The organism is Pseudomonas kielensis (assembly GCF_030505375.1).
GTDB classification, from domain to species: Bacteria; Pseudomonadota; Gammaproteobacteria; order Pseudomonadales; family Pseudomonadaceae; genus Aquipseudomonas; species Aquipseudomonas kielensis.
The window spans coordinates 57,789-76,695 of record NZ_CP130043.1; the positions used below are offsets into that span (position 1 = coordinate 57,789).

Genomic DNA, 18,907 nt, shown 5'->3' on the forward strand with positions numbered 1-18,907 from the left:
CATTCCATCTCTTTCCCCCGACACTCGCGACCAATCTTGAACCGCAATCGCAGGGTATGTAACCTTTGACGACAGGTCTATGATGTAGGCATATACAGGTAAAGTTTCTGCACAGATGGAGACGTCATGAAACGCAAGCAGTCGGTTGAGCAAGTACGCTGGGATCTAGCCTTACGCTATCGCCTGATCGAGACCATTGTCTGGTGGGAGGGCCGCCTGACCACAGGGCACCTGATGCAGAGCTTTGGCATCAGTCGGCAGCAGGCATCGAAGGATATTAACGGCTACATCAATGAACATGCGCCTAAAAACCTTACATATAGCAAATCGCTGAAGGGCTATGTGCCGAGCAAAACTTTCAAGCCACTGTTCATCGATGACAGTGCCAGCGCCTATCTACATCTGCTCAACCAGAATCACGAACGCGCGCCGCACATCGACGGCCTAGCTCTGGCCTATGCCCATACTGAAGTACTGCATGTACCGGACCGCTCGATCCGCCCAGAGGTGCTGCGACCGCTACTTAAGGCCTGCCGTGAAGGCCTCCGACTGGAAACCGAGTACGTATCATTTACCACGCCGATTTCAGAAATCCGACTGATTGCTCCGCACACGCTCATCTACACCGGCATGCGCTGGCATGCACGCGCTTACTGCGAGAAGAATGGAGCATACCGCGACTTCGTTCTTAGTCGCTTGCGGGGTGAACCGGAAGTATTGGACACCTCGGCATTTAGCCGCGAGGCAGATACAGCTTGGAACACCCTGGTTGATGTAATCATCGAACCTGACCAACGCCTGACACCCGAACAAAAGAACATCATTGAGATCGACTACGGCATGCAAAACGGCCAACTCATCCTCCCTAGCCGCGGAGCTCTGGTGCAGTACGTATTGCAGCGTTTTCAAATTGACGCGAACAAAGTGGAATCCAAGGCCAGCGCACAGCAAATCGTGGTAACAAATCTCGACGCGCTACAGTCCTGGCTGTATCACTGAGGACAGGAGACGACGACATATACGGGTGAGCGGTGGGTGCGGCGGCGTAAGCTGCTTCGATTCTCCTGGCGACCATAGGCTGAAACAACTGCCAACTGCATACGTTTGTGGCTGCCAAGCAGCGCTATTTGCCCCCCCAGAGTTCCCCCGAGCAGTACATATACGATGATGGCGAGTACCAGATACGTTGTTCTGAAGACTGGCGATTACCTGCGGCACAGAACCGACCTATTCGCATCCGGATTGGGGGGGGGCGCAGAGATATGTTCAGTCGAGCTTACACAACGAAGATCGATGAGTTTCAGGGTGGTAGTTGCCTAATAGATCCTGTCAGAGAGTGACGAAAATCGAGCGTTTGCAGACGCTGACTGACCGAAAACGGCTAGTTTACAGAAAGGTGCGAGGGGAATTCTTAACACCAAAGACCCTGCAAAACTCGCTAGTCAGAAGCATTCTTGCCAGCACCAAATATCTCGCGCGCTTACAACGAGGCAGCATCACGACAAATGGTCGAAAATTCTGTGGGGGTAAATGTGGGGGTATTTTATCGGGCATGAAAAAGCCCAACCTGCAAAGATTGGGCTAACTCATTGAAAAATATGGTCGGGACGGAGTGATTCGAACACTCGACCCCTAGCACCCCATGCTTGCTGGGGCGCTGAAATGCTTTAAATAACAGTCCTTTACGTAAGCGCCCACTGCAATCGACGCTCTACGGTGTTCAGCTTGGTTTCACGTTTCCCCGCAAAAGTCCCTACAGGCTTTCGACAAGAAAGCCCCTACCCCACGGCGTCCTGCCGAACGAACACCAGTCCCAATCCCCCTGCTACGCTGAAAACTCCACGGAGGATTCGCGATGCCTAACACTGACCTGCTCCCTTCCCTGCTGCTCAAGATCAACGAAAACCAGCTCGCCCTGGAAGCCGCCATCATGGAGCTCTCCAACTGGGTGGAGGCTCGGGGATCGGCAGACGTCGCCGACAACATCCGCGGCGCCCTGGACACGATCGACCGCAACGAGGAGTTCATCAAGTTGACGCTGGCGGTGCTGATGGCACCGGAGTGAGTATCCAGTCGTTCAACAGCTGGACCCGACCACACCCAAGGAACAGGCGGAGCAAACGGCGCTCAGCCTGGGCAAGCCTTAGGGTGTCCTTGAGTGATACCAAGTGAATGCATCTATCAGTAATGTACACAATTAAAGGTCGGAGATGATCCAGCCGATTGGGTGAGGGCCTTACCATCACTGCCAAGCGCTCGCCGCTGGCACTCCTGCACAGCTTCCATCAGCGATTCAGTAGCCATCAATGACTATTGAACTTAGTGGCGCCGACGTATTGGGCTCCTCGCCTGCGGCATCAATGGCTCGCTTAAGCTCTTGCCAATCCCCCAATACCCGCGCTATTCGACGAAGACTGCTCGAGTCGCGCGCCCATTCAGGCGATGGTGCTTTCTAGTGATGAACAGTTAAGGAGTACCCATCGGAAAATAACCGGCATGAAGCCTGATATTTTTTATAATTACCTTCTTTGGTTTTCCGTCCGCCGCCAGATTGACCCTCACGAAAACTGAATCTTTATGATTAGTATTTATAGATAAAAACTGCTGTGTAACGAATATTTTCTCCCATGAGCCAACAGTATTGGTAGGAGAGTTACGATGATGATATCCGGAATCGCCATACCCGCCAAGTGTCAAGTAAATCTTCCCATCACTTGTATAAACATCAGCGGATAATGTCAGATACTTACCCAAAAGTGACTCATATTGCTTTTTACTTACTTTCAATGCTGAGCTGAGATAGATATTTTTGGTGTTCGCAGTCGAGAGATCTATTTCAAGGCACTCAAGGCTGCCATTTACAATCAGATCTGACTCCGCTTCATTCCTGACCCACCAGAATTCATTTATATTCTGATTGTTTTGTTTAGCGCTGAGATCCCCAGTGGTCTTTAGATGATTGACAGATATTAAATCATCACCGATAGTTGGAATCGGAGTGCAAAGTCTCCAGCGCTCACCGTCAAAAAAGCAGGTGCCGCCAGTTAATTTTCCTTCCGTGTAAAATCCAATATTCGAGAAGAATACTTCTTTACCAGCCTGCTGATAAAGGTAACGATTCTGCCATGATATGGCATTCCCGGAGTGATCAATCGCCCTGTATGGATCATGAATCTTAGAAAGCTTGCGCTCTGCTCGGAGCTGGCGCTTATTAGTTTTGTCTTCCGGGACCAGATCCAAAAGGAGCTTCTTTAGGTCAAGCTCTTTCCTGAATGAGGCCAGCAGATCCATAACGGCATAAACATATCCAACTTCTTTACCAAAAAACATTACATGAGAGTCCACATCCAGAGTCTGAACTATCAGCTTCTTATTTGGAGGGGACGACCTTGTCAATAGCTCAACATTTATTGTATCAATCTCATCATGACCATGAATTAGATATACAGCCGAGTCACCCCATTCCGCATCTGAGATCTCATCTAAATTTACGTGATTTCCGCCGATATCATTGATGTGTTCAATAAGCTCAGGCCAAGCATAATCTTTTGTCACATCTAAATTTATCTGTGGATTGGAGGCAATAGCGTTAGCATTTAGTTTGAACGCGTGAAATATCGCACCATAACCAGACATCGAAGAACCGAAAAGAAATATTGACTTCGGATCATAATTCTTCACAAATACATTCAAAACACTTCCAAATGAAGAGCCTAAATCGTCATCCAAATACCAAGAGTTCTTGGGGTCTGAAATAAAAAGCAAATCGCACTTTTGATCTTCCAAAAAAGAACGAAGAGCCATATATTTCCCACCTTGGTTGTGAGCGCTCATCACAACAAGCAGTCTTTCAGACCTGAGGCCTGCCTCAGCTGGAACAAACAGAACTTTCTTCCCTAGAACAATCTGTTCGTGATCTGCAACTAGCTTTGCGATGTCTAACGTTTTACTCATAACCTGCTCTCTAAATTTGGCACAAACCACATCCATGATAAAGTCAACTACTGCGGCAAGCTTTTAGCCTTAGTAGAAATTCAATGCGCACTTCGATTAAAGCTGAGTATTTTGCTTAATCTAGGAAGCACAAAAAATGACCAATTTACTACGAGATGTTCGGTGTATTGGCAATTTTGTGATGACTGATCTTGGTTCTCAGTTTTCGCCTACCTTAACACGTAATGAAGGCTTGCTTGAATCGGTAAGCTGTTGACTTTCCGGTCGAAACACGAAAAAGACAAATTCGCCTCATGTGACCCGCCTCCTCCATTCCTTTCGTGGAGTGAGGAAGGACTTCACCACTCTGATAGGCTGATAGGCACGCCTGGCCTGCTATTCGACTTCGCTCAAACACTTCTGCGAGGCTACACGCCATTCGGTCAACTTCCTAAATCAGTCTCCCGAGCACTATGACGGCGGACTCTCCTGCCTGGCGCTGTTGGTTAGCGATGGCATCGTAGATAGCTGAATGACCTGCGCGCAGCCGGTTGATTTCCCCACGCAGCCCACCAGCAGCGGCGCGACCATTGGCCAGTTCGAGCTGTTCCCTCGCATTGCTCTCTTCCTTATCTACCACCTCCTGCCGGCAAAGCTCTTCTTTTCTGGGCCCGCTGTTCAGCTATGGCCCAGGCCTGCTTGTCGCTGACATCGCGCGCAGCCCACCTGCCCTGCCACTCGGCATCCATCGTCGCCTGGCCGTGCTGGTACGCTCCCCAATACGACGCTACCGCCAGCAGCAAGGCCCTTGCGCGCCTGGGTCAACCGCTCAAGCCAGCCTCCCTCCGGCCGCGATATAGTGCGCCAGTAGATCGTCCAACTTGCGCTCATACTGCCCGTATCCGGCGCGTGGCAGACTGGCCCAGATTTTCCGCCCCTTCGTGATCGCGGCCTGGATTCGCCCGGCGTGCACGTCTGCCAAGGCGCCCCGCTCCTTCACAAGGCGCAAGGCCAGCTTGTCCTGGCTGATAGGTCCGAAGTCCGGCAGATTTAGCAGGTCGCGGTAGTGCTGGAGTTGCTGGTAGCGGCCGTGGACCTCAAGCCTTTATTGTTCACGGTCACCAGCACGCCAGGATGGGTGCTGTAGCTCTTGAATGTGTTCGGGCTGTCGATGCCGCCCACCACCACGTCATAGCCGTCGTCTCGGGTGTGCTTGCTGGTCGACGTGCCCTCAGACCAGGCAAGCATGTCGAGGAATGCGAGCGCATTCTTGCTGCCCGCCAGAGAACCAGAAATTCGAGCCATGGTTTCTCCAGGCAATACAAAACCCGCTGAAGGCTGGTATTGGTGTTGTGGGGCGGCTCAGGCCGGAACGCGGGCAATGAACTCCGCAGTACGCAGGCAACTGTTGATCTTGAAGCGAGCCATCGCACGGTTAGGTGCAGGCAAAAAAATGCCCGCGACTGAGCGGGCATTGGGGAGGATATACAGCAGTTGCTGCTCTGTGATTGACATAGTTTCACCTAAAGTGTGCTTCGATTAATGCTGGACATTGCCTCAAGTGCAGCAATGCGATGCTCTTGCTTGGCAAGCATCGCTCGAAGAAATGCTGTCTCAAAAATCAGACATTGCTCATACCGCAGTCCAAGCCTAGATCCAGACTGCTCAAAATCCTCATACTCCTCTTCAAATTCCTCCATAACCGGCACCGGGTAAAGTTCAGGGGTACCGGAAGCATCCAGCACCACAGCCCCCTGCTCATCAATGATCTGCACCATATCCACTGCCGGAACCTCGACCATCTGCTGGCGCACCACCATTACGGGGATACCCTCGACAAGTTCCACCGATCGAGTTTCATGCGGTACCAGTTCAATTTTCTGGCGAGTCGCAGAGCGAAGTTTCGTTACCGACTTGCGAACAGGATCTTCGCACCAGAGGGCGTACTTCGAGGCGTCCAGGCCATGGACGGCGAACGCGCCCTGAACCTCTTGAGCAATAAAGCCGACGTTCAAGCGCGCCTTATCCATGCCCTTGTCTTGGATGGAGTCGTTCCATTTGAAAACTGTGTGCCGGACACTCCCCCATGCAGCAAGCTCCACCTCAGTGAAGTTACTGCCTAACTCCCTCATGCCTCCCTCCAGAACACGTTTGGTTTTTAAGTTGCCATCGGAGGTGTTGATGACGTTGTTAGCGCCGAAGAACTCCTTGATGCGGAAAGAACCCGATCCCACCTGGTTGGTATTGTCCATACCTGGACGCAGGAACATGTCTGTCTGAATGTCCCACGCCTTCACCCCTGCGATGGCAATCGCGATGGTGTCAGCTGCAGTTCGGTAGAAACCGGTGGTTGGGTCAGAACCGGACAGGCGAACAGACGGATCTGCCGCCGAGCTGCTGCCGGTCACAACCGCAACAAGTCGGTTGGCAGTGAGTGTCCCCGCCGACGTGAGTGTCATTGCCTGGGCGTTGTCGAAACGAGCCTCCAGGCGCTTACCGCTGGACTGATTCGCCAGCAAGGCCCAGTCCTTGGTCGCGCCGTTGATATCAGCAGTTAGCTGCAGGGCTGGGTTACCACCGTTTGCACGGAGGAAAGCACCAACACCACCATAGGCAAGGCCCAAGTTCCCGTGCCTCGGGTCGGAGTGGATGAACACGCCGCCAATGTTGTTGGCGAACTGGTAGATGCCATCAATACCCACCGGGTTCAAATGCCGGCAATCATCAAACACCACACCAAACGTGTTCGCTGAGCCCACCGGAAGCGCCTTGGTCGCCCCGACCGACCCAACACGATTGGGCCATTCGAAAACGGCCTTATCGAAAACGACGGTGTTGGCGTGATCAAGGATGAATGGGTTGTTGCAGTAGGTGCGAATTGACCCACCCATGTAGTGGCCACCGATTGAGTTCTGTGGCGCAGACGCAGAAGGAATATAGCCGTCGATGTACAGCGCGCAAGTACCCCACTGATTATCAACGTTTGACCGACTATGGTGATCGTTCGCGTATTTTTCTCCGTAATGCCTGGTACCCGATAGACCATTCACCCCGTTGCCGCAGATGGCCAAACCGATGTCGCCGGATGTGGTGCAGTTCTCATCGAAGGTGATGTAGTCGATGTCGGCACCGTGAACAAATGTGCCGGCCTTTGCCGGGTAGCCGAACACCACGTGGTCTTCGTGATTCGTCCATCCCGTTGTTGCGTAATACAGAACATCAACTGGGGATCTGTTATCGGCAGCTACGCTAGTTAAATTCCCAGCAGCATCGAAAACATCCATGTTCTGAATGAATGCTACCCCTTTGATGTGTGGTGTACCGCAGGCTGGATCATCCATGAGGGCGCAAGTGAATGAAGCGAATCGATCAGGGCGCACTGTTGTCTGCACCTCTATGTATGGACCGTCCATCCAAATCGAACAGCCCGGCATCAAGTGCTTGTACCCTGGCCGCATGTAGATCTTGTCATCGCCTAAAACAGGGAAGGTTCCTAACGTTGGGGCGAAATCCCCCATCCACCTGGATTTACGTTTGAAAAATCGGGTGAGGCGGTAATTTCCACTCCCAAGATCCAAGGCTTTCCCAGTCGCGAAACAATGGTTATCAGCTCTTTCAAGGGCGTCCGTATCGTCGGTATAGAAATCACCTTTTGTACCAAAGTCCTTGGGGCTAACGGTGTCGCGCATTTTGTCCTGGAACGTGCGGTAGACGGCGCCCACGCCGGACTGGAGAAACCAGCCAAAACCACCCACAACGCCCGACACCGCAGCATCTACATAGCTGCGCATGGTCCGAACGTTGACTGCGTCCTGGTCCGCTGCACCATCCCCAAGGTTTTTGATCAACCTGCCTTCGGCGTCGTAGTAGTTCTTCCCGACAGGCCGCACCAAAGCCCGGCGCAACCACGAAAAGCTCTGCTGAATGAGCATCGTCAGCCGGTCAAACACATCCTCATGCGTCTCGGCCAGGAACTTGCCCTGGTTGCGCAGGGACGTTTGCTGGTAGGCGTCCATATCGCGCGACACATTGAGCTTGCCCGGCGCCAGGATTGAGGTCGTGGTGATGCTGCCGCCTTCCTCGGTACCGGCGCCGCTGACCGAGTAGTGGGTACCAAGCGTCAGGACCGTGCTGACACCAAGCGAATTGATGTAGGTAACGAGCAGATCGTCGTTCGCCAGAAATTTAAAGAAGAACGGGAAATTGACGGTGGCCCCGTTCGTATCAAAGTCCGCAGAGCTTTCGATTGTGTTGACGGTCACTGTCGTGACTCCTTTTCTATGGACGAAAAAAAGCCCGCACTGGGCGGGCTTCGGTTGGGGCGTTGGGTTAGCGGGCTATACCCAGCGGGTCGGAGTAGCTCTGCGATGGCCGAATCAGGAACTGCTGGCCGTTCTCTTTCTGGATGCGCTGCTCTGTTCGGCGCAGCGATCCGGGGTTCAAGGCTTCCTGGACGGAGTAGAGAAACAGGTGGTCCATGGCAATGCGGGTGTAGAACAGGTTCAGGAATGGCGTGTTGTTCTGTGCCAGGCGGATTGCCGAAGACGCTGCGTCATCGCCAGAGCGAACCCTGCTCCAGAGGTCGATGGCGCTCGCGGCGGTGCCCAGCGTTGGGCCTACAGCAGTTTCAAGAGGCTTGTTGCCGAAGCGGCTCACCTCACCGAACATGAAATCGCCAAAGATCCCGAAGCCACCACCTTGGACCATCGCCGCTATCCAGGTCTTGGGGTCATCTGCCGGCCGAGGCTCGCGGCCTTTAACCAGGTCCTTGGATGCCATCGACAGATACCCAAAGGCGGTGGTCCACAATAGGAGCTGGGCGAGCCCCAACCTTTCCCCATTCCCGTTGCGCAGGGCGGCGATCAGATCCTTGCTGCCGCGATACCCTTCGCCCAGCGGAGTCGGCGCATACCCACGGCCGTACAGCTCCCGGCCAAGGGTCTTCTGCATATATGCAGCCGGAAAGCTCTTGAACTGGGTCAGGAAGCGGTTGAGATCGCCCATCGGCGTGCCCGGGCGGGTGCCCTGGTTCAGGATCGATCGGGTTCGAGCGTCCGGCTCCAGCACCGCATAGCTGACCCGGTCATTGACGTAGGCGCGCAGGCTGCGGTCTAGGCCCTCGCGGGTTTCGCGTATGGCTGAGTCAGAGACCTTGCGGCCCTGCTCAGCCAGGTAAGCCCCGATACGCTCAGACGGGATATCCCCGATACCGTCGGCGGTTAGATAGTCCCGGCCGTCAGCCATGCGAGTGTCCATGCTGCGCAACAGATCCCACTTTCCGGCGTCCAGGTCGTACAGCTTCAGCGTGCGGCGCAACTCCGGGTCCATGTTGGCCCAGGCCCTTCCTTTGTTCTGCGCCAGGTTGTGGGACATCATCAGGCCGGCGCTTGCCTTGTTGGCGTCAGTCCACCAGGACAGGCCATTCAACTTGAAGAACAGCGACATACCCCTGCTCATCTTGCCACCCACCGAGTCATCGGCGGAGAAGCGACGCATGATTTCACCGCGCATCGAGTCGGCATAAACACCGAAGCTCGACAAGATTTCGCGCTGCTCCAGACTGCCACGCCCCTTCGCCAGGCCCGCGGTCATTTCGGCCAATGAGCCGAGGAACGTTTTGCCCTGGTACTTCATTTCACTAGCGGCCACCGGTAGGTCCGTGAAGCTGGAAAGCAGCGCCCCGCCCAGCTTCGACAAGGATTGCCACGCACGAACGTTAGCGGCGACGCGTGCCTGGGTAGCATTGCCCGGGATACGGGTCTGTCCGCTGATCTCCGCAAATCTATTCTTCAGCTTGCCATCACGCGCGGTGTTGAAGTTGGCCAGCGCTGCAGGGTCACCGGATTTGCGGACGTCCTCCGCAATGATGTCCATCGCCATGTTCAAGTTGGCTTCTGGGTTGGTGCCAAGGCGGCGCATCAGCGCGGTGTTCTGGCCAGACAGGTCGAGCCCGCGCAAGACAGCTTCGCGCAGGTTGCCGGTGCCGTAAGTCTGGTTGTATTCGTGCCAGGCCACGCCATCCTTGAAGTGCAGGACTCGCTCCTGGCTCATCTTCTTCGCGATGTTGGCCGGCCCACGGAAGCCATTGGGCTTGGCGCCGTCACTTGATTTGAGGTGGTCACCACTGGCGAGCCCGTCGTAGACCCCCTTGAGAAAGCTGGTTTCGTCGGCGACACCGTCGAACGTCTTGGGATCAAGGCGTGGCAGGATGTCGGCGACCCACTTATCAAACCCGGCTGAACCAATTATCTCGCTGTCATGGCTCTGGCGGGCGATGTAGCCAGGCAGCTTGCCGATGTTGGCGCCGGCTCGGTTCGCATCGATGCGGGCGGCTTCCTGGTACTTCTGGATGACCCGGGCAATCTCTACCACCTGGTCGTTGAGCTTCGAGGTGTCCAGGTCGTTGCCGATCTTCCACAGAGCATCGGCGATATCCACATCCGAGCCGCCGTTGGCCAGCACGGCGGTCAGGTCTTTGCGCTCCAGGTCGTGGATCAGACCACCGATGTAGGCGTCTCCTAACGACTTCTGTTCGGCGGCCACTGATAAGCGCGAACCCTGGCGCGCCAGGTTGGTACCGACCAACAGTGATTCAATACCTAGGTCTGGCCGGTCGGCGAAATTGCCGCGCACAAAAGCAACAACCTCCCCTCGACGACGCAGGTTGATCAGTGCGTTACGGCGCTCGATCAATGCCGCCTGCTGCGCCTGATTGCCCAGCTCATCAGCAGCCCGCAACGTCGCCTGCTCCATGCCCAAAGCGCCCTCCCTGGCCATGATCTCTTTTGCGCGTCCGCGCAGCAGTTCGAAAATCTCCGATATTTCCTGATCTTCAAGGTCACCAGCGGCGGCCCGTACAGCGTCTATGCAAGGAGTCATTGCCCATTCCTTATGTCGCATACGGCGGCAGCGCGGTATGCCTGTGAGTACTGTTCTGCGCGTTCGGCTTGCGCCATTGCGGCATCAGCCTCTTCCCGGCCGGCAGCCAACACCGCCAGCCGATCCTGTTCCGGCAACTGGTCGAGCATTTCCTTGACCAGCGCTTCGTCCTCTTCGAACGCCTGGCGGGTAGCGTCCAGTTCGTCTTGAGCCGGGGTGGTTTTGCCTTCGCTATCGATGCGCAGGCTTTCGGCCTGGCCCTGCGGATCCACGCGGCGGGTGAGCGGGCGCTTCACGTGTTCCAACGCAGAGGCTGACTTGCCTGGTGCTTCCAGGTCGAACAGTGCATTGACGTCGATATCCCGGCCGCTGACTGCCTGGGCTACGGCGGTACGCAGGGCGCTGTCACGCACGGTCCAGTCGGCAGACTCGGCAGTTTCCCTGGCAGTGCGCACGGCGGCGCCGAGCGGACGTTGCTGGTAGCCCTGCATGATCTGTTTGGCCCGGGCCTCGATCTGCGGGCGCAGGCGCTCCGGGACTTCGCCCCGCTCAATCAGCCCCAGGTCACGGCGGTCGAACTCGCCCGCACGGTTACGCTCGAGCACGGTGTTGATTTCCGCCTGGCGGGCGCCGATCTGCTCCCGCTGACCTGCAATGGTTTCACGGGCTGCGCGCTCGGCCTGCTTGCGGCTCATTCGCTGGCCCTGGAACTGCTTGGCCAAGTCCTTGAACGTGCCATCCAGGTTCATCGCCTGCTGGGTGAGTGCCAGGCGCTCGGTGTACAGGTCCGCGACATTGCCCACGCGCTCACCGGTCAGCGTTGGGCGTATTTCATCAATAGCCTGCCGCTGGGCATTGCGGTAAAGCGTGCCGCTGTCTTCATCGAGCTGGCGAGCCAGTGCGGTACGCAGAGCAGTTTCCGGATCCTGGTCGAACACCCTTTCGAAGTCAGCAGCCCGCAGCGATTGAGTGGGAGCAGCCGATGGGGCCTGTCGATCGGCAGCATTCAGGACCGTATCGACTACCGGCGTCTCAGTGGATATCCGCCGGCGAAGGGCATCCGACACGGCGCCGCCAACGGTGTGCAGGCCACCGCCGAGAACCCCGCCCAATGCAATGTTGGCAAGGGAGTCGGAAAGGCCGTATTCGGTTTGATCGAGGCCAGCAGCAAGCAATGGCAGCGGTTCGATGATCGCCGCTCCCACAGTACCCTCAACCGCGCCGACACCGGCACGAACGCCAGCACGGCCCAGGGGCGTTGCGGCACGCTCAAGCATCGCCGCATATCGCGCCTCCCCCACCACGGGCACGAATGCCGACGCAATGTTTAGCGGATCGATCAAGGAAGCCGCCAATCCCGCAGCCAGTTGCGTGCCCATTGATCCGCCACCAGCGCGGGCCAGGATCTGCTGGCGGGCAGCCTGCTCCCGGTGACGATTGATGAGCACGTCAAGCGCACCCTCACGGATGCCCTGATCTGGGATCTTGATTTCGAGCCCCATACCCGACAAGCGATCACGCGCCACCTGGGCATCGAGCATGGGCGTATCAGGTGCCAAGCGTTGCGACGGCAAGCGCCCGAGGCCGGCGCCAACCTGCGGCCGGCCCACCTCTTCATCTTCCAGCGCCTGCAAACGGGTTATAGAAGACGTTGGGTTGGTGGCATATGCGCTGTCGAATGAGGCTTCGAACACTTCGCCAGCATCTGCCGGGATATCCAGCATCGAGCGCCGATCAAGCGCCGGCGCGTCACCTGCGAAGATGGTCAATTGTAAATCCCCATAGCTGGCGCCCTGGTCCGTGGCGGTGTAGTGAGACCCTGTTGCTGCAGCTCTTCCCAAGACTTCACGATTGGCTGGCCGTCCTTGCCGCGCACGCGGTACCCGTTCAAGGTAAGCGCCAAGCCGCTTTCATCGTTTGTTGGTACCCACTGCCCTGCGCCCAGCAAGGCGTCGTGTAGCTGCGCGGCGTTCTGCTCGTCGGTTACTCCGGCCAAACCAGGCAGCGGCATCAACTCATCAGGCTTGATTCCACGCAGTGCAACTTCGGCACCGCGGCTAACAGCATTCGTGTCCAGGCTCTTCGGAACGCGGTACGTTTTGAAGAAATCGTATTTGTCGTTAACCATTCCATCTGCAACGCGCTTTGCTGCTTTGGTTGTATCCATGCCTTGCAGGACGTATGACTTCGCTGTTTTAACGGCTGCGTCAAACATGGTCGTGTAGGTTTGGATTCCACCAGACTGACCACTAAGCGAGGCGGCAAAGGACGCCAATTCCGTGGCGACTGCACTGCTAACCAAATCCGCGTCGCCTTTTTTAAGGGCTGAATTAAGGTCAGCGTCTTTGAGATTGGCCACACTGGCCATGCGCTCGGCCAGATCCTTCGGCAGGCCCGTGGCGATTACCTGGGCTTCTGCCGGCAGCTTGTTGCCAACCTGCTGCAGTACTGCCGGGAAGTCTTTACCCCACAGGGCCTGCTGCTCTTCGATCATCGTTGCCGCGTTTTCACCGCCACCAACCTTCAGATTAAAGTTCGCCGCAAGCTGGTCAGCAGCTGCATCAGGTAACAGCTTCGGCTGGGCCACGCCAAGGCGCTGCTGCTCGGCAACGGTGGCGTTGGCATACGCGCGATAGGCCTCGGGGGTGCCTTCTTCCTGCGCAACCGCAAAGGCCTTCTGCACAACAGGGCTGTACTTGACCGTGTACGCAGCCGGGTCATCCTGCTGCTGTTTCATCAGGCTCACACCAACGCTGGTCAGGTGCTGATAGAGCTGGTTGTCCTCCTTGAACCCCTCGCCAACTGTCGGCGTTCCACCGGCGCCGTACTGCCGTGCCTGTTGATCGTGCAGGGACTCAGCGTAAGCAGTGGCATCTTCAGGGTTATCGAATTTCCCCAGGTGCTTGCCGGTCTTCTGATAGGCCTTGATTGCATCCTCGTCACTGAGAATTTTTCCGTCATCACTGACAGTTGGAATCAACACCTCCAGCCCGTCGAAATTCGCCGATATCGAACGCACGGTGCTGATTGAACCGTCGGAGTTTTTGACGGTAGGTCGCGCGTTCAGGTCAATGTTTCCTTGCTCAAGCATGCCAGCGGCCTGGGCACCGAAGAAAGCCCCGGTCTCTTTCCTGACTGGATTGAATTTGTTGAGGATGGCTTGCCGCTCCTGCGGGTCGGCGGTGGCGAACTCCCGGATGGCCGGAGCAATGGCCTGGACCTTCGCGAACGACTTGTACTGATCGTCGGCCTTGTCGCCGTATGCCGCCCTGAAGTCGGCCAGGCTCGGCGGATTGTCATACTCCAGGCCCTGCGAATAGGCAGCGCTCGCATCCTGAACCCGGCTGCTGAGCTCCATCCGGTTGATTGCCTGGATCTGTCGGGCTTCAACCTGGCGCTGACGGGCCTCGGCCTCAAGCCGGCGAAAGCCCTGGTCAATGCCATTGCTCGCCCGGATCTGGTCTTCTGCAGTCATCGTCCCCTTAAACGAATCGAAATAGCTCTTGGCCTTCTGCGGGGAGTCCACCAGCATCCGCTGAATAACGGCCGTGGACATGCCGCTGTTCGTCGACAAGCGTTCAGCATCGGCAGCCTCAGGCGACAGGCCCAGGCGCTCTGCCCTGCTGGCCAGCACCGCGTCGATCTTCTGCCGGTAGCCCTGAACCTTGGCCGGGTCCTGGTAATCCAGCGCCGCGCCCTGCATCGATGTTTCGAGCTGGGCCTTTTCAACCTCGCCGTAATAGTTCTGGCGCTCGCCATACTCATAACGGTTCAGGTCATTGGACAGGCTGTTTCGCCGGCGGCTGACAATCTCGGCGTACCGTGCGCGCTGCCGGTCGTTGGTCAGGCTCTTAGCGATTTCGGCCTGCGTCTGATCGAACTGCCCCAGTGTCTGGTTGGTGACATCGAGCGCGTTCTTGCCTTTGCGGTTGAGCACGCCGCCCTGCTCGTCATACATCGCCTTCTGCTGCCACTGGGTCAGCTGGTTATCAGCGTCCATCAGCAGCGCGGTGTCGGCCCTCTCCCGCTCTTTGGCCGCTAGGATCTCAGCACCACGCTGGAAGCTCCCAATGCCCTGGGCAATGGAATCGGTGTCAGGCGCCAAGGCCTGAAGCCGGATCGGCCCGGTCGGCTGCTGCTGGACCTGGGCGGTGTCGTAGCTCGGAACCCTTGGCATTACCGTGCCCCCGCGAATGACCCGAAGGCGTTACCGAAGCCACCGAGAATTGAGCCTGTAGCGCCGGCCTTGGCATTGGTCAGCGCCTGGCGAGCATTTTTCATGTCCTGGCCAGCCTGGACTCGGTACCCATACGCCTCGCGCGCCGCGTTGTTCTGGATGGTCAGGGCGTCCAGCTCGCCGAGCATTGAAGTGTCGTCCTGCAGCTGCGCCGCGCTACCGCTGTTCACGTCGATGCCATTCGCCGCCTGGGCGGTGCGCTGGGTGCCTACCGCCTGGCCAGTTCGAACACGCTGCCAATCGGCGGCCGTGTCGCCGGCCATTTCGGTTTCAGTGGCTGCCTGGTTCTTGAAGGCGGCATTCTGGGTCAACAAGCCGGACTGGAAATCCCCCTGCTGATTGGCGCTCTGCGCACCCATCATGCCGCCGACCAAGGCCATGCCTATCGGAATTGCCGCCATCCAGCACATAGTTACTCCTAGCGATTCAATGTGAATTGGTGAAACGGGAAGCGCCTGGCGCCGTAGGGCGCTGCGGGGGCGAAGTTGAAGCCGAGCCACTTCAGCCAGCGAATGGCGGCAGTGTTGCGAGCGTCGACGTAATTCAGCAGGTACTGGTGGCGGGTGAGCATGCCCTGCACTTCCGGCTTGCAGACCCTGAGGAAGGCCCGGGCGTGACGCTCGACATGGATGGTGCTGATCAGCCAGGGAACGCCAATCGATCCAAGGATGCTGTAGACGGCATCGCCAAATACCGCGACCACGTCACCATCAACAACGATCTTCCTGGCGTTCAGGCTGCCGGTGATGGCATCAAGCAACGCCTCTTCCATGGGAACGCCCAGGGCTTCGGTGATTTCGTCGATATCGGCCTGGCGGACGATCTGCAGGATGGCCGAGACATCCTCAATTGATACCGGCAAGACTTCAGCGGCCACCAATGGTTACCTCTGGAATAACCGCCAGTACCGTCAGCGGCAGCGGATCTGATTGACGGATGAACACCCGCCCCTTGCCCTGCCAGTCGTTCGAGATCGAAAGCTCGACCTGCCCGGTGAGCAGTGACAGCGGGTCTTCGTAGGTGAAACGGTCGGTTTTAGCGGCATACAGGGAGTTTTTGTCCTTGCCGGCAAACACCCCGCGCGACTCTTCGACGAACACCGTCAGCGACGTAACGGCCATCTTCTTGTCGAGAACGGTCTCGTTGGCGTTTTTCAGCTCAAGGTCCAGGGTTTCCATGTCCGAATCGTATGGCAGACCGATATGGGCAACGCCGGCGGCCTCCTGAAGGGAGATCGCGCCAGCCGTGACGACCCGTTGCGGGTGCACACTGCCGTCGGCCAGGATCGAAACCGTCTTCCCTTCCAGGTGACCCAGGCCGGAAATAGTCTTGGCCTGGCGCGCCCACTTGGAAACGGCCACTGCGCGCAATGATTCCGGGCAGATGATCAGCAACTTGACCGTGACAACGCTGGTGCTGGCGTACCCAACGACCTGCACGCGGACAATGTCGGCGGCGGCATCACCGTTCGCATCGATGATCGACCTGGTCAGCGAGTACTCAACGCCGACACTCGCGCCCGTGAAGGGGGCGTGGCCCACGGCGGTCATGGTCACGACCTCTGGGAACTGCCAGGTAGTGCCACCGGTGAGGGTCATGGTCTTGGCGCCGTCGGCGTTTCTTCCGTCGTAAGTCAGGCCGCAGTCAACAAAGAACGCATCCTCGATCGACAACACCTGGCGGGTCGCCATCCGTTCGACATAGCGCTTTTGCACACCGTTGATTGTCCGGCGCACAACCATGTACAGCGCGTCTTCCTGGCCCTCAGGGATACAGGCAATCGACTCAATGAACCCATCTGTGTCGTGCCAATGCCAGCCCACCAGCTGCTGCTCCGGCAGGTATGTCATGCCGAGCAGCTTCCCGTCGTTCCGGACGTACCAGACAATCGAATCAGGGATCTTTTGATAGGCCACGTCGGTCAGCTGGTAGCCGCGGAACAGGTGCGCACTGAACAACGTCAGGTCGCCGGCGACGAACCCATCCGCCTCAAGCGAATACCCGAACGACGACACTCGGTTGCCGCGTGCCTGGAGATACACAGCGTTGTTGCCCACTACCACTGGCGGTACCAGAGACGACCCGTCATAGCCCTTCTGGCTGGCCTGAATGGTCTTGGCTGTGAGGCCAGAGTCTGCCCCAGAGAATGCCCACTCGCCCCCCGAGGTCAGGCCCAGCAGCTTATCCAGCCCTACCAAGTGGCGCATGCGGTTCACCTGGCGACTGGCAATGGTGAACGTGATCGAGTCGTCATCCTTGTTCGGGATGGAATAGCCGAAGTTCTTGAACAGCCCGGTTTTGCTCATCCACACCGTTTGCGGGCTGCTGTTGCTGCCGGCGAAGACCAGGCGCTGCTGGTAATAGCCGACCGCACCGGGGTAATTGTTCGCTCCCACAAACGGATCATTGCCGTTCGGCGGGGTGTCCGCCTTCACCGCAGTGATGTTCCGGTCAGTGAAGGTAAGTTCAGTGGCGCGGCCAATGAAGCCGTAGATGCCGGCGCCGGCGTTGTCCTTGTAAACGATGTAATAGGTGGCCCCGACCACTGCCGGCCACACGATGGTGGCCGCAGCGGTGTCGGCGTGAATGGTGACCGTGTTAGAGGTGACCGGCAGCGACTCGTCGAGCGTGTTGCCGTCGTCCAGCACTGCTGTGACCTGGTAGCGCCACTCCTGCGTCACTCCGGAACCCGCCACCGGCGTTGCAGTTGCCGAGGCTGGTGCCGCGATACGCGGTGCAAGGTTGATTTCAGCCGTGACCCAGTTGTCGTGGGCCAGCCTGCTCAGCTCGCGGGGTTTATAGCTTGGGTGGGCAAACGTCATGACGTCTGCCGACTGCGTGTAATTCAGCTGCGACAAGTCGAATTGCGTGTAAGGAACCTCGATTTGATACGGCAACCCCAGGAAGGGACCGCTGCTGAACAGAACCTGGCCACCGTCCTTGATCACACGCATCAGTTGGTCACCGAACTGCAGAATGTAGGTCTGCTGGTCGTTGAACTGAAAAGGAATGAGGCGATTAATATCCGCCGAGTCGGCAACCTCGCAGACGAACTTCGTTCCCGGGCGGTTTCGCACACCACCGTAGGGCATCACCATGAAGTTCCGGCAAAGCTTGAGGCCGGTGTAATAGCGGGCGATATCGGTGCGCGCGCTGGCCGATGGCGAGAGTTCGCCGGCGGCGAAGGTCGGCTGCAGTACGCTGCTCATTGGCGCACCGTGATGAATTCTGATTCAGGCTCTGGATCGTCCTGGGACTCTTCGAAGGCAGAGCCCTGCGCTTCAGTGAGTGCCTGGCGGTACTGCTGCTGGCAATACTGCTGAATGTCAGCCTTCGAACTCAGCGGCAGGGCCAGGTCCATGGCGAGACGCCAGGCCAAGGCATCAGCAAACAGGGCGTCAAAGAACGTTGGGTCTTCAACATTGAATGTGAAGCGCACGCCTGCCTGGGTTTGGTCCGTGTGAATGACCCGACCACTAGTGTCGAAGCCGACCTTGTAAGGGATCTGCATGTCGCTGGTGAGTGGCCGGCGCTGCCCCGGCATGATGATTTCCCGAACTTTTAGGCAGTCGGCCGGGTACCGGTACCGGAATGCCCAACCAGGTGCAGGGCTCCCGATATCAGCCAGGACTACATTCGACTCCGCGAACGGCCAAGGAAAGTCGGTGAGCACCAGCTTTCGCAGCGACGCATAGAACACGCTGCACAGCTCTGCCTCCTTGCTGCGCTCGCTGAACGACACAATGGGCTGAGTGTGAGCAACCCGCGAAAGCGCGATGTTGCAGATCTCGATATCGCTAGCCATTCGGGAACCTCAGAAATGAAAAAGGGCCCCGAAGGGCCCTGGAGGGAGTTGCT

General features: G+C 57.3%; 13 protein-coding genes and 1 pseudogene. 2 read left to right on the plus strand and 12 right to left on the minus strand.

The window, feature by feature from the left end; translation table 11 throughout:
* The first annotated feature begins 126 nt into the window (after positions 1-126).
* Both Q1W70_RS00250 and Q1W70_RS00255 read left to right on the plus strand, forming a co-directional pair.
* A complete protein-coding gene (locus Q1W70_RS00250) occupies positions 127-999 on the plus strand; it encodes a BrxR family helix-turn-helix transcriptional regulator (RefSeq protein ID WP_177048080.1) in 873 nt (290 codons plus the stop codon).
* 856 nt (positions 1,000-1,855) lie between these two features.
* Positions 1,856-2,065, plus strand: a complete 210-nt coding sequence (locus Q1W70_RS00255; RefSeq protein ID WP_182344200.1) for a hypothetical protein — start codon at positions 1,856-1,858, stop codon at positions 2,063-2,065.
* 401 nt (positions 2,066-2,466) lie between these two features.
* Here the strand turns inward: Q1W70_RS00255 and Q1W70_RS00260 are convergent, their stop codons facing one another.
* The 12 genes and pseudogenes from Q1W70_RS00260 to Q1W70_RS00315 all read right to left on the minus strand — a co-directional run bounded on the left by Q1W70_RS00260 (position 2,467) and on the right by Q1W70_RS00315 (position 18,854).
* Complete coding sequence (locus Q1W70_RS00260) at positions 2,467-3,954, minus strand: hypothetical protein (RefSeq protein WP_302098459.1); 1,488 nt, start codon at positions 3,952-3,954, stop codon at positions 2,467-2,469.
* Between the two features lie 608 nt (positions 3,955-4,562).
* Positions 4,563-4,682 (minus strand): hypothetical protein, encoded by a 120-nt coding sequence (locus tag Q1W70_RS27125; protein WP_182344194.1) that lies wholly within the window; start codon positions 4,680-4,682, stop codon positions 4,563-4,565.
* An 80-nt stretch (positions 4,683-4,762) separates the two neighbouring features.
* Positions 4,763-5,238, minus strand: a pseudogene (locus Q1W70_RS27405) (glycoside hydrolase family 24 protein).
* Positions 5,239-5,295: 57 nt separating this feature from the next.
* Positions 5,296-5,448: a hypothetical protein gene (locus Q1W70_RS00275; protein ID WP_367186770.1), complete on the minus strand. Its 153-nt coding sequence runs from the start codon at positions 5,446-5,448 to the stop codon at positions 5,296-5,298.
* 8 nt (positions 5,449-5,456) lie between these two features.
* A complete protein-coding gene (locus Q1W70_RS00280; RefSeq protein ID WP_302098461.1) occupies positions 5,457-8,195 on the minus strand; it encodes a tail fiber domain-containing protein in 2,739 nt (912 codons plus the stop codon).
* 67 nt (positions 8,196-8,262) lie between these two features.
* Complete coding sequence (locus tag Q1W70_RS00285) at positions 8,263-10,812, minus strand: hypothetical protein (RefSeq protein ID WP_302098463.1); 2,550 nt, start codon at positions 10,810-10,812, stop codon at positions 8,263-8,265.
* The gene (locus Q1W70_RS00290; RefSeq protein ID WP_302098464.1) at positions 10,809-12,581 is read right to left on the minus strand and encodes a hypothetical protein; all 1,773 of its coding nucleotides are present in this window, start codon (positions 12,579-12,581) and stop codon (positions 10,809-10,811) included. Before Q1W70_RS00290 ends, Q1W70_RS00285 begins: the two co-directional genes overlap by 4 nt.
* Positions 12,578-14,989 carry a hypothetical protein gene (locus Q1W70_RS00295; RefSeq protein ID WP_302098465.1) on the minus strand — a complete coding sequence of 804 codons (2,412 nt, stop codon included), beginning with the start codon at positions 14,987-14,989 and terminating at the stop codon, positions 12,578-12,580. The genes Q1W70_RS00290 and Q1W70_RS00295 overlap by 4 nt, the downstream gene beginning before the upstream one ends.
* On the minus strand, positions 14,989-15,450 hold the full coding sequence (locus tag Q1W70_RS00300) for a hypothetical protein (RefSeq protein WP_302098467.1): 462 nt from the start codon (positions 15,448-15,450) through the stop codon (positions 14,989-14,991). Before Q1W70_RS00300 ends, Q1W70_RS00295 begins: the two co-directional genes overlap by 1 nt.
* Positions 15,451-15,467: 17 nt before the next feature.
* Complete coding sequence (locus tag Q1W70_RS00305) at positions 15,468-15,926, minus strand: phage protein Gp13 family protein (protein WP_302098468.1); 459 nt, start codon at positions 15,924-15,926, stop codon at positions 15,468-15,470.
* A complete protein-coding gene (locus tag Q1W70_RS00310; RefSeq protein ID WP_302098469.1) occupies positions 15,916-18,258 on the minus strand; it encodes a phage nozzle protein in 2,343 nt (780 codons plus the stop codon). Before Q1W70_RS00310 ends, Q1W70_RS00305 begins: the two co-directional genes overlap by 11 nt.
* Complete coding sequence (locus Q1W70_RS00315) at positions 18,255-18,854, minus strand: phage connector family protein (RefSeq protein WP_302098470.1); 600 nt, start codon at positions 18,852-18,854, stop codon at positions 18,255-18,257. Before Q1W70_RS00315 ends, Q1W70_RS00310 begins: the two co-directional genes overlap by 4 nt.
* Between the last annotated feature and the right edge of the window lie 53 nt (positions 18,855-18,907).